Origin of the sequence: Paenibacillus sp. SAF-068, assembly GCF_051967555.1 — a bacterium.
GTDB lineage: Bacteria > Bacillota > Bacilli > Paenibacillales > Paenibacillaceae > Paenibacillus.
This window is the reverse complement of sequence record NZ_JBQCJX010000003.1, coordinates 652,342-673,477: the sequence shown is the minus strand read 5'-3', so window position 1 is coordinate 673,477 and position 21,136 is coordinate 652,342. Positions and strand designations below refer to the sequence as shown.

The 21,136-nt window shown below is 49.8% G+C and carries 17 protein-coding genes; 8 read left to right on the top strand and 9 right to left on the bottom strand.

From position 1 onward, the window contains the following. Nucleotides 1-256: 256 nt before the first annotated feature. Nucleotides 257-1,204: a MerR family transcriptional regulator gene (locus tag ACTHPG_RS20625; RefSeq protein ID WP_440391309.1), complete on the bottom strand. Its 948-nt coding sequence runs from the start codon at nucleotides 1,202-1,204 to the stop codon at nucleotides 257-259. A 266-nt stretch (nucleotides 1,205-1,470) separates the two neighbouring features. Between ACTHPG_RS20625 and ACTHPG_RS20620 the strand changes: the two genes are divergently transcribed. The 8 genes from ACTHPG_RS20620 (at nucleotide 1,471) to ACTHPG_RS20585 (ending at nucleotide 11,297) form a co-directional block, all read left to right on the top strand. Further along, nucleotides 1,471-2,946, top strand: a complete 1,476-nt coding sequence (locus tag ACTHPG_RS20620; RefSeq protein WP_440391308.1) for a phospholipase D family protein — start codon at nucleotides 1,471-1,473, stop codon at nucleotides 2,944-2,946. Nucleotides 2,947-3,068: 122 nt separating this feature from the next. Next, nucleotides 3,069-3,689 carry a TetR/AcrR family transcriptional regulator gene (locus ACTHPG_RS20615; protein WP_440391307.1) on the top strand — a complete coding sequence of 207 codons (621 nt, stop codon included), beginning with the start codon at nucleotides 3,069-3,071 and terminating at the stop codon, nucleotides 3,687-3,689. After that, nucleotides 3,686-4,027, top strand: coding sequence for a DMT family transporter (locus ACTHPG_RS20610; protein WP_440391306.1), 342 nt, complete (start codon nucleotides 3,686-3,688; stop codon nucleotides 4,025-4,027). Before ACTHPG_RS20615 ends, ACTHPG_RS20610 begins: the two co-directional genes overlap by 4 nt. Continuing rightward, nucleotides 4,027-4,341 (top strand): DMT family transporter, encoded by a 315-nt coding sequence (locus ACTHPG_RS20605; RefSeq protein WP_440391305.1) that lies wholly within the window; start codon nucleotides 4,027-4,029, stop codon nucleotides 4,339-4,341. Before ACTHPG_RS20610 ends, ACTHPG_RS20605 begins: the two co-directional genes overlap by 1 nt. Nucleotides 4,342-4,552: 211 nt before the next feature. Further along, on the top strand, nucleotides 4,553-4,684 hold the full coding sequence (locus ACTHPG_RS20600) for a hypothetical protein (RefSeq protein ID WP_440391304.1): 132 nt from the start codon (nucleotides 4,553-4,555) through the stop codon (nucleotides 4,682-4,684). A gap of 246 nt (nucleotides 4,685-4,930) precedes the next feature. Then, nucleotides 4,931-5,878: a TetR/AcrR family transcriptional regulator gene (locus ACTHPG_RS20595; RefSeq protein WP_440391303.1), complete on the top strand. Its 948-nt coding sequence runs from the start codon at nucleotides 4,931-4,933 to the stop codon at nucleotides 5,876-5,878. Nucleotides 5,879-5,911: 33 nt separating this feature from the next. Then, the gene (locus ACTHPG_RS20590) at nucleotides 5,912-9,166 is read left to right on the top strand and encodes an efflux RND transporter permease subunit (RefSeq protein WP_440391302.1); all 3,255 of its coding nucleotides are present in this window, start codon (nucleotides 5,912-5,914) and stop codon (nucleotides 9,164-9,166) included. Between the two features lie 454 nt (nucleotides 9,167-9,620). Then, the gene (locus ACTHPG_RS20585) at nucleotides 9,621-11,297 is read left to right on the top strand and encodes a PucR family transcriptional regulator (RefSeq protein WP_440391301.1); all 1,677 of its coding nucleotides are present in this window, start codon (nucleotides 9,621-9,623) and stop codon (nucleotides 11,295-11,297) included. 21 nt (nucleotides 11,298-11,318) lie between these two features. Here ACTHPG_RS20585 and ACTHPG_RS20580 read toward each other — a convergent pair whose 3' ends face one another. The 8 genes from ACTHPG_RS20580 to ACTHPG_RS20545 form a co-directional block, all read right to left on the bottom strand. Continuing rightward, entirely contained in the window at nucleotides 11,319-11,546 is a 228-nt protein-coding gene (locus ACTHPG_RS20580; protein ID WP_440391300.1) for a hypothetical protein, read from the bottom strand. Further along, nucleotides 11,546-12,991 (bottom strand): dihydropyrimidinase, encoded by a 1,446-nt coding sequence (gene hydA / locus ACTHPG_RS20575; protein ID WP_440391299.1) that lies wholly within the window; start codon nucleotides 12,989-12,991, stop codon nucleotides 11,546-11,548. The genes ACTHPG_RS20580 and hydA overlap by 1 nt, the downstream gene beginning before the upstream one ends. After that, nucleotides 12,988-14,283 (bottom strand): NAD-dependent dihydropyrimidine dehydrogenase subunit PreA, encoded by a 1,296-nt coding sequence (gene preA, locus ACTHPG_RS20570; protein WP_440391298.1) that lies wholly within the window; start codon nucleotides 14,281-14,283, stop codon nucleotides 12,988-12,990. Before preA ends, hydA begins: the two co-directional genes overlap by 4 nt. A gap of 402 nt (nucleotides 14,284-14,685) precedes the next feature. Continuing rightward, nucleotides 14,686-16,053 carry an NAD(P)-dependent oxidoreductase gene (locus tag ACTHPG_RS20565; RefSeq protein ID WP_440391421.1) on the bottom strand — a complete coding sequence of 456 codons (1,368 nt, stop codon included), beginning with the start codon at nucleotides 16,051-16,053 and terminating at the stop codon, nucleotides 14,686-14,688. Nucleotides 16,054-16,162: 109 nt separating this feature from the next. Further along, a complete protein-coding gene (locus ACTHPG_RS20560; protein ID WP_440391297.1) occupies nucleotides 16,163-17,044 on the bottom strand; it encodes a nitrilase-related carbon-nitrogen hydrolase in 882 nt (293 codons plus the stop codon). A 4-nt stretch (nucleotides 17,045-17,048) separates the two neighbouring features. Continuing rightward, a complete protein-coding gene (locus ACTHPG_RS20555) occupies nucleotides 17,049-18,338 on the bottom strand; it encodes a M20 family metallo-hydrolase (RefSeq protein WP_440391296.1) in 1,290 nt (429 codons plus the stop codon). A 42-nt stretch (nucleotides 18,339-18,380) separates the two neighbouring features. Continuing rightward, the gene (locus ACTHPG_RS20550; RefSeq protein WP_440391295.1) at nucleotides 18,381-19,754 is read right to left on the bottom strand and encodes an aspartate aminotransferase family protein; all 1,374 of its coding nucleotides are present in this window, start codon (nucleotides 19,752-19,754) and stop codon (nucleotides 18,381-18,383) included. 206 nt (nucleotides 19,755-19,960) lie between these two features. Continuing rightward, nucleotides 19,961-21,037, bottom strand: coding sequence for an ABC transporter substrate-binding protein (locus tag ACTHPG_RS20545; RefSeq protein ID WP_440391294.1), 1,077 nt, complete (start codon nucleotides 21,035-21,037; stop codon nucleotides 19,961-19,963). Between the last annotated feature and the right edge of the window lie 99 nt (nucleotides 21,038-21,136).

Sequence of the window (21,136 nt, the reverse complement as noted above, 5' to 3'; positions counted from 1 at the left end):
CTCTATGTAGGGAATTCCTATAGTTCTCTAGCCCCTAACCTATTATTAAACCGCCCAAGAACACTTTAAGCGGGTAACAGCAAAAACATTATACAAATATAATACAAATATTATACGACCTTGTAAACTAAAAAATGACCAGCGGGTCAAATTACGAGAATACTCCATTCATAAACGCAAAAAAAACATCCCTTGATGACTTTCGTCAAAGGATGTCCTGTATTCAGTAACCTATTCATATCTTTTGAGATTATGTTTAATTATTGGTTTGTCCGAAACTCGCCCCAAATGGTCGATCCGTGAGATACTCACGTTCTATCCATGACTGCCAATCTGCTGAATCCTCCGGCATGATCCATTGCGGGTAACGAGCATGTTCTGCACGCTCATAGCCCTTCCCACCCAGTACAAAGCGAATATGCGGAAATTCGTTTTTAATCCGTTCTATAAGCTGATCACACCGTTCAAGAAGCCCGGGACTTGTAATCGACAGGCAGACCAACTTGATCTTCTGCTCCCGGATAATCGGGAAAATGCCCTCTTCTGGTGTGTTCGCGCCGAGATACAGTACTTCCGCTCCATTTTTACGCATAAAAAGAGAGAACAGCAGCAATCCAACCTGATGGTGCTCCCCTTCCGGACATAACGCCAGAACTTTGGGCAGATGCGGATAGATCGGGAACAGATGGAAAAACTGATAAAACCGCTGTGAAATCAGCTGAGTCATGAAGTGTTCCTGAGCCACCGAAGCCCTGCCTTGCTCCCATGCATCTCCAACTCGAACCAGGATAGGTACCAGCACGTGATAGAACATCGAGTCGTACCCGTACATGGTAAAGCCAAAATCAATCAGACCGTTGGCACGTTCACCCTGAAAGTTGTAAAGCGAGTCATAGATCTGATCTGCCATGCGTGCGTAGGCTTCTTCCATCGTAGGCACCGGGGCCATGATCGGAATAGGCGCAGCTGCCTCGGGTGGGTTTAATTTGTTTACTTTCAACATCCGTACCGCTTCCGAGATATTGGTTTGATGCAGCTCTACCTGTTCTTTCAACCAGCGCAGATCCTCAACATTCTCTTCGGTATACATTCGATAACCCGATTCTGTCCGCTCAGGGGTGACCGCATTATACCGATTCTCCCAAGCCCGGATTGTTACCGCCCTGATATCGAGCATGGCTGCGACTTGTTTGATGGAATACACCTTATTACCCACTTTCTTTCCTAAATGTCCAGATTTCACAGGTTATATCATTGGTTCCCCGTCCTTGTCAGGCATATGAAAACCCTAACATTCTACAAAAATAATACACTCATTATACACAACGCTCAGACACCTGTCGATTGCCTCCTGCCAATTTTGCTATATGCATTTTACAGCTACATTCGTTATTCTGCTGGTTATCCTGCGTCAACGTTATCATCCATGTGGTAATAGAACTCAGCATGTACAGAAGGGGGAGTCCACCGTTGGTCTCATTGCGCCGCCATTCATCCGACCGCAAGTCTTCACGCGGCAAATTTCCATACATACGAACAGGGCTCGCCCTATTGGCCCTATGGCTCATCGCCGTTATGCTCTATCAGACATACAAACCATTACCACCCGGTATTTCCTACGAAAGTCCGGAGTATCGTGTGGATCAAGTCGATTTCCTGCATGATCTCACGTATCCTTCTTCCGACGGACAGATGCAGCACGAACAGCAGATTTTCCAGCGCATGATGCAAATTGTGGAGGAAGCAGAGCAGTTTGTCCTGGTGGATATGTTCCTGTTCAATAATTATCAGCACAAGGGACAGAACTTCCCACCTGTCAGTACAGAATTTACCGAAGCTCTGGTTGCCAAAAAAAATAAGCATCCTGATATGGACATCTGGTTCATTACAGATGAAGTAAATACCAACTATAACTCAGCACCCAATCCGTTGCTGGAACAAATGAAACAAGCAGGCATTAACGTGGTCATCACCGATGTTGACCCTTTGCGTGATTCAACTCCGGTATACTCTGCGGTCTGGCGGACCTTCTTCCAATGGTTCGGGCAAACCGGAGATGGCTGGATCAAGAACCTGATGGCCACAGATGGTCCGGATGTCACTGTGCGCTCCTATCTCAAACTGCTCAATGTGAAGGCGAATCATCGCAAAGTTGTCGTTAATGAGAAGACGGCGATTGTCTCTTCCGGCAATATCCATGATGCAAGTGCTTACCACTCGAACATTGCATTTGAAGTAACAGGCCCGGTCATTGGGGATATTCTACAGTCAGAGCAAGCTGTGCTTGATATCTCAGGCGGAGGCCAGGTTCCTGCCTACACCACTCCTTCCACGGATTCAAACACGGGAGATCTGCGAATACGCTATTTAACTGAAGGCAAAGTGAATGACGCTGTTCTCCATGAGATCAATCAGGCTGGAAAAGGTGATACCTTATGGATGGGCATGTTCTATGTTGCCTCTCCGAAAGTATTGGAAGCCCTGCTGGAAGCCGCCAAACGAGGGACCGAGATCCGGCTTGTACTTGATCCAAATGAAAATGCCTTTGGTCAGGAAAAGATCGGCATTCCGAACCGTCCTGTTGCCGCCGAATTGCATGATAAATCCGACGGTAAAATACAGATCCGCTGGTATAACACCACCAAGGAGCAGTACCATACCAAGATGATCTATATTGCCAAAGCAACCGGAGATCATATTGTCCTTGGCGGTTCAACCAACTTCACACCCCGAAACATGAATGATTACAATCTGGAGAATGATCTATGGGTCGCTGCACCTCCAGACAATAAGTTCACACGCGATATTGCGAATTATTTTGAGCGAATTTGGAATAATGATGATGCCGAGTTTACGCTAAACCTGGATGAGTTCCAGGAGAAGACAACGTTTTTGAAAGGTATCCTGTATAAACTGCAACTGATTCTGGGTCTAACGACCTTTTGAACATAAAGCACATTCATACTTGTGATGTCCGCCTGCACTCAACTGTGCAGGTGGTTTTTTATTGACAGGTGATGTAAAGTGTGAAAATATAATTACCTAACGACCGTTAGGAAGGTGATCTGATGACTGCACAATCCATTCGGGATGCAGCCCTGTTCCATTTTGCCAAAGATGGTTACGAAGGGGCCTCTCTGAGAGCAATTGCTGATGAAGTCGGGATTAAAAAACCGTCGATATATGCACATTTCAGTTGCAAGGATGACTTGTTTTTACACACATTGGCCTTTGCATTTCAAGAGGTGCAGCGGCACACTCTGGAGTATTTCCGTGATCATGCGGACATGCCACTGGGGCACAGGCTGAAGGGCTTACTGGAGTGGTTTGAACAAGAGTACCATGCCCACGCCTCTGCTCGCTTCATGCTGCGCAATTGTTTTTATCCGCCGCTTTCTCTATATAGCGAAGTGATGGATCTGGTGTATCCGTTTATTGATGGCATGGAACGCGCACTGAGCCGTCTGCTGCAAAGAGCAATGCGTGATGGAGATCTGCCACCCATTCCCGCCGAACAGGCTGCCATTGCATTCATGACATTTCTCGATGGCATTACCGTGGAGATCATCTATGGAAGTTCGCGTCGGTACAAGAGACGATTGGAAGCAGCATGGCCCGTCTTCTGGCAAGGGATTCATCATCTGAAAGAGGTACAAAACGTTGTGCCGGAAGGAGATTTAACATCATGAACCGCAACTGGTTATATGTATTTATCGGTGGAATTATTGAGATTGTCTGGGTAAGCGGGCTGAAACATGCCTCGAATGCCTGGGAATGGACTCTGACGGGGATTGCTATCGTGATTAGCTTTGGACTGATCATTGCTGCTTCCAAAAGGCTGCCTGTGGGTACGGTGTATGCCGTCTTTACGGGAATTGGTACAGCGGGTACCGTCCTTACGGAAATGGTCCTGTTCGGTGAACCGTTCCGCTTGGCCAAAGTATTACTCATTGGACTGCTGCTCTGCGGCGTAATCGGACTGAAGCTGGTTACCGATCAGCAAGAAGCCAAAGGAGGTACAGCATAATGGCCTGGATTGCAATTGTAGGTGCAGGGATATGTGAGATATTTGGCGTGATTGGCATTAATGGTGCTTCTACTCGCAAAGGATGGCCTTATATCGTACTGATGTTGGTATCGTTTGTGTTCAGTTTCTCGCTGTTATCCTACGCCATGACGTCCATTCCCATGGGCACAGCTTATGCCGTGTGGACCGGCATTGGGACAGTCGGCAGTACGTTAACAGGCATGTTCCTCTTCGGTGAACGGAAAGAAGCGAAGCGCATCTTGTTTATCGCGATGATTTTGGTGGCTGCGGTTGGTCTGAAACTGATCACATAAGCGGAACGAAATGAAGTTGACGTTATAACTCCGATTGCAGTACCACTTTCCGATCGCTGTTTATCGTGTAAATCTTAGCCTCCATATAAGATATCTATTAAATTTTATAACATTAATCAGACGACTTTCATCAGGAAGTCGTCTTTTTTGGGATATGATAGAAATAGGAAACCTCACTACACTTTGCTACGTAAGAAAGGAAGTCGTAATGATGAAAAAATTATTGGCACGCATGGGCTCTTATACGGGCTATGCCCTTCTGATCGCCATGGCCGTCTTCTATCTCATTGCACTTATCGCCATTATTATACTCGCCTTGTACGCCTTCACTGGAGAAAACTAGCTTATCCGTTTTTTGACCACTTATTTGACCACTCAATTGTACGTACATACAGACTGCAACTTCTTAACTGCTTGTCTACTTCCCTGATTCACCCTCATGTCACTATACAGATATCACTTCTTAACCCACTCTGATTTTCCAATTTACTCCCATTTGAATTCCTTCAGCCAGATCGTTTATACTTGGTTTGACCTTAAAGTCAATTCAAGAACTCACAAGTTCCCTGATGAGGTGAATGTATCGTTAATGAACCCTATACATGAGATGAACGAGAAGAAAAAACTCATCATTACTACAGCACTCAAGTTATTTTCATCCAAAGGCAGTGCTGCAACATCCATGCAAGAGATTGCAGAATTATGCGGGATGTCCAAAGGCAGCCTCTATATCATGTTCAAATCCAAAGAGGAATTGGAAGCCAGTACTCTGGAGTATTGCATGTACACACTAATGGACGAGATGACGCAGATTGAGCATGAAACCAGCCTCACCTCGCGAGAACGTCTGCAAAAGCAGATTGAGACACTGCTCATTCATGTATCCGAACTTAAGGAATTTTTACGAGTACAGATGCGCAGCATGATGATGGATGATGAACAGCAACGCAAGGAACAATGCCATCCGCTGCAAAGAGATCTGGAGGTCCGTACCTTGCATTGGTTTAAGGATAAACTGGAGGAGCAGTACGGATCGGAGATAGAACCTTATACGATTGACCTTATTTTGCTGACACAAGGGCTGTTCCTTTCCTACGTCAAAATCTGGTTTACAGAGATGCCATCTCTGACCGTTACCAAAATGGCTACAAACTTACTGCAAATGATGGACTACGCAGCGCACGGGTTCCTCAAGCAGCGTCCTTTGCCTTTGATTCCTTTGGAGGACTGGCCTGCCTGGATTACCGAGCGCCACCCGGATTCCACAGTGATGCGGCATCCTATCCATATTATCAAGCAAATGCAGGATGTCGCCGCCTCCGATTTGCCCGCAGGGCAACCGAAGAATGATGTGCTTGAAACCATTTCCATTCTCAGACAAGAGATGATGGAATTCACGCCGAGGCGTGCCATCATTCTGGGCATGATGCACAATCTGGAGAACGTAACTGCGATTCAACCCTTGCATTCCGAGCTTCAGCATATTTTGGATGCCATGTATAGCCGGTTCATCCAAGCTGACTCGTCACACACATAAACAGGAGAAACAGAGAGGAGAAGAAACCATCGTATGAAAGGTATTATTAATTTTTCACTGAACAACAAGTTTGCGATCTGGATTCTGACGATTATCATCTCTTTCGCAGGTCTGTACAGCGGATTGACGATGAAACAAGAGACGATCCCGAACATCAACGTACCGTTTCTGAATGTCACTGCCATTGATCCGGGGGCTGCACCAGAGGGTATTGTCGAAGATGTCACGAAGCCGCTGGAACAGAAGCTGCGCAATGTTGATGGCGTGAAGACCGTTACCTCCACTTCCATGGAGAATGCGGCATCCATCACACTCGAATTTGATTATGGTACAGATCTGACCAACGCAACGGCAACCGTGCGTGAGGCACTGAATGAAGTCCAATTGCCTGACAGCGTGCAGAAGCCGACCATTTCCAAGTTCAGCATTAACTCTTTCCCGGTTGTATCTCTGAGCCTGTCCGACAAGGACGGCGGTGACCTGGAACAATTGACACGACTGGTTGAATCGGATATTCAGCCTGCACTTGAAGATATTGATGGTGTAGCTCAGGTTCAGGTGTCCGGTCAATACGTAAAAGAAGTTCAACTGAAGTTCGACCAAGCCAAAATGGCCGAGCTCGGCCTAACGGAAGATACGGTAAATGGCATTGTCCAAGGCTCCTCCATCCGTGTGCCCCTTGGACTGTTCGAACTGGATAAATCCCAGAAAGCCGTTGTCGTAGACGGAAACATCGTCGACATCGATGATCTGAAAAACCTTGCCATTCCAGTTGTACCCGGCGGTGCCGGTGCTGCTGCAGGCAATGGATCTGGCGCAGCTCCACAAGGTTCCGGGGCACCAACTGAGGATTCCTCGGCAGCTGGCGGAGCAGGTCAAGGTACCGCTCCTGGCTCGGCACAAGGAACAGACCCGTCCGCTGGTCAAGCTGCTGGCGGTAACGCCAGTGTAGGTAGTCCTTCAGCTGCTGCCAATGCGCCTGGCATCCCAACTGTAAAACTAAGTGAAATTGCCAAGATCGAAGTCATCGGTCAAGCGGAATCCATTTCCCGGACAGACGGCAAGGAATCGATCGGTATTTCCATTGTAAAATCCAACGATGCCAACACGGTTGATGTCGTTAATGCAGTCAAAGACAAAGCGGAAGAGTTGCAAACGCAGTTCAAAAATGCTGATTTGACTGTACTGCTCGACCAAGGTAAGCCGATTCAGGACTCGGTGAACACGATGCTGGGCAAAGCCGTCTTCGGTGCTTTGTTTGCCATTCTGATCATCCTGTTATTCCTGCGTAATATCCGTTCAACCATTATCTCCATTATCTCGATCCCGCTCTCCTTGCTCATGGCATTGACTGCGCTCAATATGATGGACATCACCTTGAACATGATGACGCTGGGTGCCATGACGGTTGCCATCGGACGGGTTGTCGATGACTCCATCGTTGTTATCGAGAATATTTACCGCCGATTAACACTCAAAGGAGAGCGACTGAAAGGCCGTGAACTGGTCCGCGAAGCAACGCGCGAGATGTTCATTCCCATTCTTTCCTCCACCATCGTAACCATTGCTGTATTCCTGCCACTGGCACTGGTAAGCGGTATGGTCGGTGAGCTATTCATGCCATTTGCACTGACCATGGTATTTGCCTTGCTGGCATCCCTGCTCGTTGCCATCACCATTGTGCCGATGCTCGCGCATACCCTGTTCCGTAAAGGGTTGAAGAACAAGCAGAATCACGAAGAAAAACCAGGCAAAATGGCGGAGGGTTACAAACGCCTGCTGAACTGGACACTGTCTCACAAACTCATCACAGTCAGTATTGCAGTGATCCTGCTGGTCGGCAGTTTGTTCCTGTACCCGTTCATCGGTGCAAGCTTCTTGCCTGAACAACAGGACAAATACGTGACGATTACGTACAGCCCGCAAACCGGAGCTTTACGTGAAGATGTAGAAAAAGAAGCACTCGTGGCCGAGAAGTGGTTGCTGAAACAACCAGGTCTGGAGAAAATGCAATATTCCATCGGTGGCACGAACCCACTGAGCAGTATGGGTGGCGGTGGCGGAAACTCAGCCCTTTTCTATATCGAATATAACGAAGATACGAAGAACTTTACTCAAGTGAAAGAACAGCTTGTCGAAGGTCTGAAGAAGGAAGTTACCGTAGGAACCTGGAATGAGCTCGACATGTCCGGGGGTCTGGGTGGCAGCGGCTTGAGCCTGTCCATCTATGGCGATAATGTAGAGCAACTCAAACCTGTATCGGACGAAATTCTGAAACTGGTTGAAGCAGATAAGGATAATTTTGAAAAAGCAGACACAACACTCGCAGACACTTACGGGCAATATACGCTCGTGGCAGATCAGGAGAAATTAAGTTCCCTGGGTCTGACTGCAGGTCAGCTGGCTATGGCACTGAGCCCTGCACGGGAACGTCCTGTGCTCACGGAAGTCGATATTGATAATAAAACGTACAAAGTATATGTAGAGACTGACGACAAAACATTCAGCAGTATTGATGAGATTGAGGATGAGACTGTCACTTCACCGCTCGGCATCCAGGTTCCGATCAAAGATGTTGCCAAAGTGGAAGAAGGTACATCCCCGAACTCCATCATGCAGATTGATGGTAAGGTTGTTGTGCAAGTCACAGCCAACATCTTGGCTTCGGATGTACAGAAAGCTTCAAGTAACTTACAGGCTGAGATCGACAAGTTGGATCTGCCTGATGGCGTTGAAGTGAAATTTGGCGGTACAACCGAACAGATTAATGATACCTTTACTCAACTTGGTCTCGCCATGTTGGCGGCCATCGCCATTGTATACTTCGTGCTCGTTGTTACATTCGGCGGCGGATTGGCACCATTCGCCATCCTGTTCTCCCTGCCATTTACGGTGATTGGTATTATGGTAGGTTTGTTCATCGCTGGGGGTACGCTTGACGTCTCCGCCATGATGGGTGGACTGATGCTCATCGGGATCGTGGTCACCAACGCCATCGTGTTGATCGACCGTGTTATTCACAAGGAAAATGAGGGTATGTCTACCCGTGAAGCCTTGCTGGAAGCCGGCGCAACTCGTCTGCGTCCAATTCTGATGACCGCTCTCGCAACGATCGGTGCCCTGTTGCCACTGGTAACCGGTCTCGAAGAAAGTGCGGGTATCATCTCGAAAGGACTCGGAATCACCGTAATTGGCGGTCTGATCAGCTCCACGCTGCTCACGCTGGTTATCGTACCGATTGTGTATGAGTTCTTGATGAAATTCAAAAAGAAAAGAATCGAAGATTAAGAAGTAGAGAGTCGTTCTCATATAACGGTTCGAGTACAACTCAGATATAGGCTATACGTTCTAACCTCTCGCCCCTTAGCGCATATTGGAATGAGTGATTTCCGATGTGATGCGAAGGGGCTTTTTATTATTTAAGCATTTTGCATAAATCTCATGAGCGTCTTCCAATCAGCAAGATATAGATCGAAATGATCCTATTCGTCTATATCTTGCTGATTGGAATCGAATTATGCAAAATGCTGTTGTGAATGTACAGGGGATATAAACGGACATAGAAATAATTCATTTTAATCAGAATCACAAAAATAATAGTGCCGATTGTCATTTGAAACAAATGAACGTTAGATTTCTGCCCATCTGCTGTAAATCGACTTATAATATGGATTAATTATGCAAGTTGACGGATTCCAGACTCCAGATAGGTCACATGTGATTGGGGAAGGACGGTGGTTGTGTGGGGGAGACAACGCTACATATTCAGGTCAGAGACATGTTAAAACGTCCCGTGTTTCGCAAGGCAGAAGTCCTGGCCAGTGATCGTGCGCTGGAGCGATACGTTCGCTGGGTTCATATCATGGAGGTTCCAGAGGTAGGGGACTTGCTCAATGGCGGGGAATTGGTGTTGACGACAGGCATTGGCTGGCAGGAAGGTGAGCAGCAAGGTCTGTCTTTTCTGCGTCAGTTAATTGCACGCGGGGCTGCCGGACTCTGCATGGAACTGGGGGATCACACAAGGTCGCAACTCGGTGCCATGAAAGAAATTGCAGTCGCAGCGGATTTCCCCTTGATCTGGTTCCACGAACAAGTCCGCTATATTGATATTACGCAAGATCTTCACTTCACCTTGATTCGCAGCCATCAGCGGATGATCGCCGAACTTGATCATCTCACCACTTCGTTTAACCAACTTCTTCTGAATGGAGATGGCGTACAACCTCTGCTTCGATTATTGTCACGGACAATTGGATATGCCGTGGCGTTATACCCATTTGAAGGAGAAGCAAGCAGTGTTCCCTATTGTCCTCCAGAGCAGTTGGAGACTCGTCGGCAGGATTGGTTTTTGCAGCAAAGGCATTCGGAGGGGGAGGATCATACAGCGTTAGAAGCATACACGGATCATGCATTGCATGCATTCAGCATGCCTGTTCAGGCGTTGGACTACACCTTTGCCGATCTTGTCCTCATGCATCAAAAACTGCCCGATCACGATTCAAGCCTATCCGTCCAACCTTCAGATGAATTCGTCATTCAGGCAATGGAACGGTGCGCGGCAGCGATTGCTCAGGACTGGATGCGAACCAAATACATGGAAGAGAAGCGCCGCTACAAAGAAGATATGTGGGTCATTGACTGGCTTAACGGACATCACTCCACGAAGGAAATTCATGAATATGTATCCAGCGCTAATCCCCTTCTCGCAACAAGCAAGGCCACGATTATCTTATTCGACAGTAACCCTGCATACACAGACAGTCTCAGACTTCAGAAATTATTGATCCAACGTAACATTGTCGCCCGATCCGTGTTCGCTCGGGAGAAATTCACCCTCTACAGCACCGTTCTCAATCACCAGATCATTCTGATCATTCTCGACCCACTCCCTGGATCTCAGCGTAAAAACAGTCTATGGCGCTGCGTCGAACAGCTGCGGCTGCACGAACAGGAACAGACCCACTGCCTCTTCTCGGGCATGTTCGGCATCGGCCATAGCTGCACGGACCTTTCCCGTCTCAAGGACAGCCTGGAAACCGCGAAGGAGACCCTGCGGATTCAGAAGGACATCGGTGTGATGCAGCAGCCCTTTTACAGTAATCTTCATTGTTACCGCATCATTGCCAGTATGAAGCAGAGTGGCAGTCTGGATGATTTCATCGAAGAATATCTGGGGCCGCTCATCCGATACGATGTGGAGAAAGCAGGTCAGTTGTTACGCACGCTCAAGCAATATTTGGCCCTATGCTGCTCCAAACAAGAGACGGCCACCGCGCTATATATCGTCAGACAGACGTTGTATCACCGTTTGGACAAAATCGAAGCCCTTCTGGGAGAAGACTACATCCTCCCGGAGAAGCGGGTAGCGATCGAACTTGCACTCTATGCCTATGAGTACGTACACGGCCCGATCGCATGAAGGCATAGCTTGGTCTATGGTCTATGCTCCCCGCTGCTCCTGAAGCTGGCGAATCAGGATACGACTGAACCACTTCCGTCCAGACGCCGTGCCCACGTATTGCTCTTGTTTCTCTTCGGGAAGATCCGGGTGCCCCCATATGACGTGAGCACCCTCCAGATGTTCCCGGACCGCATAGATCTGATACCCCTGTTCAACCATTCGCTCGATGGCAATCCTCTCGGACTCAAACACATCATGATCCGTCATCAGCTTCTCCCTCCATTCACTGCCGTCACAGGCTGTTTCATCGGTATGGGTGCACCTGCATCATATTTGTTGCGCTTCACATATTGGCCTGCTCCCGCTTTTCCGGCATACTGCCGATCTCGAATAACATATTCCCCGCGGCACAACACGGTTACCGGACAACCCTGTACCTGCATGCCTTCAAATGCACTGTAATCGACATTCATATGATGCGTATCTGCCGAGATCACCCTGTCTACAGATGGGTCAAAAATAACGATGTCTGCATCTGTCCCTACAGCCAGAGTCCCTTTCTGCGGAAATAACCCAAATAACTTGCTCGCTCTTGTCGAACATAGATCGACCCATTGATTGAGCGTAATCCGCCCTTTGACTACACCTTCCGAATACAAAATGCTGAGGCGATCTTCGATGACAGGTCCCCCGTTTGGAATTTTGCTGAAATCAGCCTTGCCCAGGTCCTTCTGCCCTTTGAAATTAAACGAGCAATGATCGGAGCCAATCGTCTGCAGTTGACCACTTTTCAGCGCGTTCCATAACGCTTCCTGATGCGCTGCTTCCCGCAGCGGTGGTGACCAGACATACTTCGCACCCTCAAAGTCCGGCTGATCCATGATCGACTGATCCAACGTCAAATACTGAGGACAGGTCTCCCCCCAGATCCGATAGCCCATTTCACGCATGCGCGCGATCTGCTCCACCGCTTCTGCACAGGTCACATGCACCACATACAGCTGTGAATCCGCAAGTGCAGCCAACCGGGCCGCCCGGCCTGTCGCTTCTCCCTCCAGCATGGATGGACGAGTCAGCGCATGATGAATTGGCTCCGTGCGCCCTTCGGCGAGCGCTTGTCGAACCAGCAGGTCGATGACATCCCCGTTCTCGGCATGAACCATGACGAGTGCGCCGTACTCTTTTGCCTTCTGCAACGTCTGGAAGAGAATTCCGTCATCGGCCTGGAACTGGTTTTTGTACGCCATGAACACCTTGAACGATGACACCCCCTCTTCTTCAATAATCTGGGGCAACTCTTCCAGCACCTGATCATTCATCTCCCCGATCATCAGATGAAAACCGTAGTCAATGGCGGCTTTACCCTCGGCTTTGGCATGCCACTCCTGGAGGGATTCGATTAATGGACGGCCTTTTTGTGTCAGACAGAAATCGATGATCGTCGTGGTCCCTCCAAAAGCTGCTGCTGCCGTTCCCGTCGCAAAATCATCCGCCGTTACCGTTCCGCCGAATGGCATATCCAGATGCGTGTGCGGGTCGATCCCGCCCGGAATAACGTAACAGCCGGAAGCGTCCACAACTTCCGTTTGTTCGTCTGGGTTAAGCCCGATACCAATCTGTGTGATCTTCCCCTTCTCGATCAGAATATCTGCTTCAAAGGTATCTGACGCTGTGACCAACACACCGTTACGAATCAATTTGCGAGTACTCATGATATCGCCTCCTTGGTTGATTGATCTCTGAACGATTGCAACATGGCAATCGCCGACTGACGTTCATTCCAGGTTACAGGTTCCTGCTCTGGTACAAGTTCAACCATCTCAATTGCCCCATCCACCGGGCACACGATCGAACACAGATTACAGCCAACACAGTCCTCTTCCACCACTTCCAGATAGGAACCGGACGGGTCGCTCAACATGTCAATACATTGGTGCGAGGTGTCCTCACAAGCAATATGGCATTTGTTGCAATTGATGCAGACATCGCGGTTGATGCGGGCGACCACTTTGTAGTTCAGATCGAGATTGCCCCAATCCGAGTACCGCGGAACCGTTTGACCTACCAACTCTGCTACGCTGCTCAGACCCTTCTCATCCAAATAGTCGTTCAGCCCATCAATCATGTCCTCCACAATACGGAATCCATGATGCATCGCTGCGGTACACACCTGAACCCCTGTAGCGCCCATAAGCAAAAACTCTGCCGTGTCCCGCCAGTCGGATATGCCGCCAATCCCCGAGATTGGCACACCCACCTCCGGATTACGTGCGCACTCGGCAACCATGTTCAGTGCAATTGGCTTCACGGCTGGGCCACAATACCCGCCGTGCGCTCCTTTGCCACCCACATGCGGCACGGTATTCCACGAATCCAGATCCACACCTGCCAGGGAGTTAATCGTATTGATCAGCGAGATCGCATCTGCGCCGCCGCGGACGGCCGCCCGGGCTGTCGCCGTAATATCCGTGATATTCGGCGTGAGCTTCACAATCACCGGTGTGGTCGCCACTTCCTTCACCCACATCGTCTGTAGTTCGACCAGATCAGGTTGCTGACCAGAGGCGGCTCCCATACCACGTTCAGCCATGCCATGCGGGCAGCCAAAGTTCAGTTCCAGGCCATCGACGCCGACGGCCTCTACCTTTTTCACAATCTCATGCCACTTCTCCCGTGTAGGTTCCACCATTAGTGAAGCGACAACCGCGCGATCCGGGAAGCGCTTCTTGGTCTCGGCAATCTCCCGCAGATTCACTTCCAGCGGACGATCGGATATCAATTCAATATTGTTAAACCCCGCCACCCGCTGTCCGCCAAAATGGACTGCCGCGAAACGCGAGGATGTATTGATAATCGGCTCGCCCAGCGTCTTCCACACTGCACCGCCCCAGCCCGCTTCGAACGCACGCTGGACTTGATATCCCGTATTGGTCGGTGGGGCAGAAGCCAGCCAGAATGGATTGGGTGATCGAATACCTGCCAGATTAATGGATAAGTCAGCCATAACGATCCCTCCTTGGTGTTGTTTTAACTTACGAGTTACACTGGACACTCCGATGACAGAACAACCTTCCGATCACTGTGTAAATGTTTAGTTCGATTTTTATCGTTGTACTGGATATTTGGTCGTGCTCAGGATTTCTGGATAGTAATTAGTTTTAGATAGCACGCGCCTAAATTCTAACGAACCGTACACTTCTTATATGACTCATATGCGACACTTTCAAAATCTAACGAATCTTAGAAACCTTATATTCCTGTATTCGCTCATTTTGGCTTCATTTCAACGATTTATATCAAAATAAGATGTGTGAGATTCGTTAGATTTTTCAATCCTCCATAATTGCCACTATAAGATGTGTAGCGTTCGTTAGCGCGTCAGTGGCATGGGAATTCGATGCACCACTCACGCCGTCTCCTCCACCTGCCCAGGCAATGCCTTTATGACTGCCGCAGCAGCCAGCTTACCTTGCTGTGCAGCCGAGACAACCATCGCCTCACCCTGGCCCTGACCAAAAATAACATCTCCTGCCGCATAGATCTGAAGATTCGAGGTACGGTACGTATGCGGCTCAATCTCGACGACACCCCAGTGGTGACTCAGCCCAAACGCTTCGATTAATGGTAATAAACGATGCTGCCCAATCGCACGGATGACCGTATCACATTCAATCATGAACTCCGACCCTTCCACAGGTACAGGCAATGCACGCCCACCCCCAGGCGGAGTAATCAGCTCCATTTTCACACATTCCACAGCCTGAACCCGACCGTTCTCGTCTCCAATAATACGCTGCGGCATCGTAAACCAGCGGAACTCTACACCCTCCTGCTTGGCAAACGTATATTCAAACGCATACGCCGTCATCTGGCTTTCCCCGCGCCGATATAACATCTGCACCCGCTCGGCACCCAGACGTACCGAACAAGTCGCTGCATCTACCGCCGTATTGCCTGCGCCAATCACGGCGACCTTCAGACCATTCAGTGCCGGCGGAACACCCTGCTTGGTAGACTCCACCAGTTCAATCGCATCATAGACACCTTCCAGTGTCTCTCCTTCAATGCCCAGCATGGGCACCGATCCCATGCCACAGGCCAGAATGACGGCTTCATGCTGCTCCAGCAACTGCGTAGCAGGAATATCCACACCAATGCGCACCCCGTAACAGATCTTCACACCCAGCGCTTCCACCTGCTCCACTTCCCATAGCGCAACCGATTCGGGCAGACGGAAGGATACGATGCCATACGTATTCAACCCGCCGCCTTTGGGTTTGGCTTCATAGATCGTCACCTCATACCCCGCACGCCCCAGTTCACGTGCCGCCGACAATCCCGCAGGCCCTGCTCCCACAACGGCGACAGTTCTCCCATTGGCAGGTGCCGCCTGGAATAACGGCTCATTCTTCGTCCGTGCCCAGTCGGTGGCGTAACGTTGCAAGTCACCAATACGAATCGGCTTCGACGATTCGTTCAGCACACATGCGCCTTCACACAACTCTTCTGTGGGGCAGACGCGTGCGCAGCTGGCTCCAACCGGATTCGCATCCATGATGGTGCGGGCCGATCCTTTCAGGTGCCCTGTTGATATTTTGCCAATAAAAGAAGGGATGTTAATGTCGGTTGGACAGGCCTTGATACAAGGTGCATCGTAACAGTACAAACAGCGGTTCGACTCCTCCATCGCTTCCTTTCCCGTCATGGCGGGTTTCATCTCGGCAAAACGACTCTCCCACCCATAATCGGATAACGTTGTTCCTGAGCTGTTCATCAATGTCATGCACCTCCTGTAGAATGATCTACGCTAACTCAAACCATATTACGTACATTACAGAGCCACCCGCTGACAGAATCACTTCACCGTCGCTTGTTGCTTCTTCCTACAGACTAACCAGATGTTCGTACGTTTCCGGTCTGCGATCCCGGTAGAACTGCCATACATTACGTACCTCACGAATCATCTCCGTATCCATCTCACCAATGACGACCTCACCCTGATCCCGGCTGCCGATGGCAACCATTCTGCCTCGCGGATCGACCAAGTACGACTGCCCATAAAATTCACCCATATTCCACGGCGCTTCCACGCCGACCCGGTTGATGGCTGCCACATAATAACCATTAGCTACTGCGTGAGCGGGTTGTTCCAGTTTCCACAGATATTCCGATGTACCCGCAACCGTAGCGGACGGATTGAACACAATCTCTGCCCCTGCCAGCCCGAGCAATCGTGCCCCTTCCGGAAAATGTCGGTCATAACAAATGTACACGCCAACTCTGGCGTAAGCTGTATCAAATACCGGATACCCGAGGTTGCCTGGTTTGAAATAATACTTTTCCCAGAACCCGTTCGTACCCTCACCTGCTTCCACATGCGGGATGTGATGTTTGCGATATTTGCCCAGATATGAACCATCTGCATCAATGACGGCTGCCGTATTGTAATACGAAGCAATGCCCTCCACCTCGTACACAGGCAAAATAATCACCACCGCAAGCTCCTTCGCCAGCTCCTGAAAAAGCTTGGTCGTAGGTCCTTCCGGCACCGGTTCGGCGGATGCATACCATTTGGGATTTTGCTCTGTGCAAAAGTACGGCCCATAAAATACTTCCTGCAGCCCGATGATCTTCGCCCCTCTCGCAGCCGCTTCTCGAACCAGTGCAATGTGCTTCTGAATCGCAGCTTCTTTGTGAACTTCAACGGGAGCCGAACCTTCAATCTCATGAGAAGCCTGGATTAATCCGATACTGATTTTGGCCATAACGTCACAACGCCTCCTCAGGTAAATGGGTTATTTGGTTCATTCCACTGCACATCCTCCGAATGGTGCGATATAACACTTCCGTGCCGATTCCAATATCCTCTGGGGAGGAATACTCGCTGGGATGATGACTGATTCCGTCCTTGCTGCGGACAAAGATCATGCCGTAATCACATACAAGCGAAAGAGCCAACGCATCATGGAACGGACCACTCATCAGCTCTGGCAAAGGAATCCCCATCTCTTCCGCAGATGAACGAATAACGGACATGATTGGCTGGGCACAATACCGCGGCTCACTGTTCGTATCTTCTGTCAACGAGTAAGTTAGACCGTAGCGGGAACTCACGTCATCCAGAATTCTCATTAATCGGGCTTCCAGCCGGTTCCTGCGCTCCATCTCCATGTCTCGCATATCCACCGTGAAGCTCACTTCCTCCGGGATGATGTTACGCGAGTCTGGAAACACCCTCAGACTTCCCACCGTACCTACGGTTGGAGCTTCCGGGTCTTCTCTCACCATATCGTCAAAAGCCGCAATGACTTTGGCACTGCCTGCCAAAGCATCATGCCGCATGGCCATCGGAACGGAGCCCGCATGACCCGCCATACCTTTCATCGTAACCGTGAGCCATAGCGGGCCCGAGATGCCTGTCACCAGACCTACAGGTGCATTCAACGCTTCCAGCACCGGTCCCTGTTCAATGTGCAGCTCCAGATAACTGCCTATGGAACCTGCGGGATAGATCGCTTCTCCAAAATCCGAAGGAGAACAGCCGAAGGCTTCCAGCGCCTCCCGGCGGGTCACTCCGTTTTTATCCTGCCGCTCCAGTTCGCCTTCTTCCAACTGACCGGTTATACCACGTGAGCCGAACAGGCCTTTGTTAAAACGGGAACCCTCTTCATCGCAAAAAGCAATCACCTCAATCGGCATCCGGGGCTGAATGCCGTGTTCGATCAGGCATTGCACGGCTTCGAGTGCGCCGAGCACACCAATCGCTCCATCATATCGGCCGCCATAGGGTTGAGAGTCGATATGGGAACCAATCATGAGGATCGGCAAGGCCTCATCCACACCTTCCAGACGACCAATCAGATTGCCAAAGGCATCAAGTCGTGTCGTCAGACCGGCCTGCTCCATCCAAAGACGCACCTGAATAATGCCGTCCATATCTTCCGGAGTCAGGGCAAGCCGGCAGACACCCGTCTCTGCGATGCGGCCAATGCGTGACAGCTGCTCAATTCGCTCATTCAGCCGAAGCTGATTAATGAGTTTGCCTGTCGTCGTCTGCATCCTTTCTCGCCTCCTTTTGTGTTATCCATCCATTTAGGGCAACTAACCCGCGTCCAGACTACGTAGTGCAACAAGCAAACTTCCAGCGATCAGATCCAGTTCTTCCTCGGTGGTGACAAACGGTGGGGAGATGGTCAAAATGTTTGCAAATCCCGGTACGGTATCACCGTTCTTGCCAATCAGAATCCCGTCCCTTTTGCAACTGGCGAGTACCTTCATTACTTTATCCGCTTCCGCAGGAGACCCGTCTGCTTCAATCAACTCCACCCCGCAGGCGAATCCGAATGAGCGGATATCCCCCACAATGGACAACTCCAGCAATGGCTCCAGCTTCTCACGAAGCAAATATCCCAGTTCTTCTGCCCGGCTGACCAGATTCTCTCGTTCCAGAATCTCCAGATTCGCCAGTGCCACCCGGCAGGACACGGGATTCCCGCCAAATGTATTCACATGCCGAAAGTGTGCATCCGGACCGGGTTCCCGGAACGTATCGTACAGTTCGGCTCGCACCGCCGTTGCTGACAACGGTGAATATGCACTGGTCATCCCCTTGGCCATCGTCACAATATCTGGCTGTACGCCATAATTCTGATGACCAAACTTCTGCCCCGAGCGGCCAAAACCACAGATGACCTCATCGACAATGAGCAGCACGCCGTAACGCTGACAGATCTCTTGTACGGTACGCATATAATCCGGCGGCGGGACAATCATGCCGCCCCCTGTAATCACCGGCTCCATAATCACTGCGGCAACCGTCTCAGGACCTTCCCAACGAATCACCTCTTCATAGATGGTTGCACACTCGAGTCCGCATCCATCCTTGTTTCGTCCAAACGGACAGCGGTAACAATACGGTGGTGGAACATGAGAGAAACCTACGCCGAGTGGTTCATATTTGATCTTGCGGGCAGCTTGCCCGGTCGCGCCCAGTGCGCCCATGGAATTGCCGTGATAGGCACGGTGACGGGAGATGAATTTATGCCGAGCAGGCTCACCATTCTGATGGTGGTACTGACGGGCTATTTTGAAAGCCACCTCATTTGCATCTGAACCCGAGTTGGAGAAGAATATTCGATACTCCCCCTCCAACCAGTCATTCAGCTTCTCCGCCAGCAAAATCGCCGGTTCATGACTCTGCGTCATCGGTACATAAGCAAGTGCTTTCATCTGTTCGTAGGCACTTCTCGCAATCTCCTCACGGCCATGCCCTACATTCACACACCACAGTCCCGACATCGCATCCAGATAACGCGTACCATCCTGATCGGTAATCCAACTGCCCTCCCCGCTTACTGCAATCATCGGATGATCGTTATGAGGTGAGATGTGATGCCATACGTATTTGCGATCCTTCTCCAGCCATTCTTCCTTCGTACCGCCAAGCGGCTGCGGCTGCTGATCCACAGAACTCATTCGTCATCCTCCTCTCTTTAAGCTGGACCTACAGACTTTACACTCGCCACTCCGATTGCAGTACCATCTTCAGATCGCTGTTATCCCCAGATTTTCTAGATTTATTTTTCCTTAAGGAAAAAATCCGGGGATAAAGGCGCACGCTTCGCTTCTTCAGATTGGTTCTGCACTCTTCGTTTTCGTGTAAATGCTTGTTCCCAGCCTAATTACTTCGTCATATCAATCGCCGCTTCTTCATAGATGCTTTTCTCCAGCGCTTCATCCAGGTTGGCGGCTTTTTTGATCAAGCCATAATTTAGTGCAATATCCGCAGTTCGGGTAAATGACTCATCTACAAAACTGCCAACTTGCTGCTCCGTAAATCCTTCCGGGCGAATCAACTTTGCGATCTCTTCCAGCATCGTGACCTGATGTTCACGGGTGGTGCTGCCCTCCGTCACATTACTCATCACGATATCCACTGTCTCATCCTGATTGTCGATGGCGTAATTCCAGCCTTTCAGAATGGCACGGGTCACTTTAACCGCTAGCTCACGATTGCTGTCTACCCAATCCTTCTTGGCAATCAGCGTATCCTCCAGCATCCCAACACCGGCATCTTCAATATTAAATACATCCAGATCGGATTCTTTCGTTCCACTTTCCAGTACTACGTGGTATTCGTTATAGATCGTCGCCGTAGCTACATCTACCTGATCGTTGAAAAACTGATCCATCGTGAACCCCTGCTTCACCAGTTCAATATCTTTCTTCGGGTCCAGGCCGTTCTTCTCCATGAACGCAAGCACCTGAAACTGCTGACTGCCGAACCACGTACTGACCTTCTTGCCTTTCATCTGAGCGGGATCGGTGATGCCGAGGGACTTCTTGGCGATCAAGCGATAACTACTCTTCTGTGAGATCTGGGCGAGTGAGACGAGAGGCAGACCGTTATCCCGGCTGACCAGCAGACTGTCTACTCCTGTGATGCCCACATCGGCTGCGCCATTGACCACCTGCTGCTCAATTACGATATCCGGACCACCCGGAATAATCTCGGCATCAATGCCTTCATCTGCAAAAAAACCTTTTTCCTTCGCAGCATAGATTCCGGCAAACTGCGCCTGAGGCACCCATTTCAGTTGAATCTTCACTTTGGTTAAGGGTTGATTTGCTTCTCCCGCCCCTCCTGAACTCGCAGCAACAGGTTCCTTAGCTGGCTCAGACTTCGTAGAACATGCGCCCAGCACCGTAACCACCAACATAACCATGACCAGCAGACCCAACTTCAACGTTTTGTACATGGACAGAACAACCCCCTGTGTATATGCGATTTTTCAATCAGGCAGTGTGAGGCTCTACTTCGCCAGCTCTATCAATCTATGGTTGCTAACCTGATGTAC

Bases quoted from the DNA above. Each gene is read 5' to 3' on its own strand.
- ACTHPG_RS20595 (WP_440391303.1), top strand. From the start codon at position 4,931: ATGAACCCTATACATGAGATGAACGAGAAGAAAAAACTCATCATTACT.
- ACTHPG_RS20610 (WP_440391306.1), top strand. From the start codon at position 3,686: ATGAACCGCAACTGGTTATATGTATTTATCGGTGGAATTATTGAGATT.
- ACTHPG_RS20565 (WP_440391421.1), bottom strand. From the start codon at position 16,053: ATGAACAGCTCAGGAACAACGTTATCCGATTATGGGTGGGAGAGTCGT.
- ACTHPG_RS20560 (WP_440391297.1), bottom strand. From the start codon at position 17,044: ATGGCCAAAATCAGTATCGGATTAATCCAGGCTTCTCATGAGATTGAA.
- ACTHPG_RS20550 (WP_440391295.1), bottom strand. From the start codon at position 19,754: ATGAGTTCTGTGGATCAGCAGCCGCAGCCGCTTGGCGGTACGAAGGAA.
- ACTHPG_RS20605 (WP_440391305.1), top strand. From the start codon at position 4,027: ATGGCCTGGATTGCAATTGTAGGTGCAGGGATATGTGAGATATTTGGC.
- ACTHPG_RS20615 (WP_440391307.1), top strand. From the start codon at position 3,069: ATGACTGCACAATCCATTCGGGATGCAGCCCTGTTCCATTTTGCCAAA.
- ACTHPG_RS20590 (WP_440391302.1), top strand. From the start codon at position 5,912: ATGAAAGGTATTATTAATTTTTCACTGAACAACAAGTTTGCGATCTGG.
- ACTHPG_RS20555 (WP_440391296.1), bottom strand. From the start codon at position 18,338: ATGCAGACGACGACAGGCAAACTCATTAATCAGCTTCGGCTGAATGAG.
- preA (WP_440391298.1), bottom strand. From the start codon at position 14,283: ATGGCTGACTTATCCATTAATCTGGCAGGTATTCGATCACCCAATCCA.
- ACTHPG_RS20545 (WP_440391294.1), bottom strand. From the start codon at position 21,037: ATGTACAAAACGTTGAAGTTGGGTCTGCTGGTCATGGTTATGTTGGTG.
- ACTHPG_RS20580 (WP_440391300.1), bottom strand. From the start codon at position 11,546: ATGACGGATCATGATGTGTTTGAGTCCGAGAGGATTGCCATCGAGCGA.
- ACTHPG_RS20600 (WP_440391304.1), top strand. From the start codon at position 4,553: ATGAAAAAATTATTGGCACGCATGGGCTCTTATACGGGCTATGCCCTT.
- hydA (WP_440391299.1), bottom strand. From the start codon at position 12,991: ATGAGTACTCGCAAATTGATTCGTAACGGTGTGTTGGTCACAGCGTCA.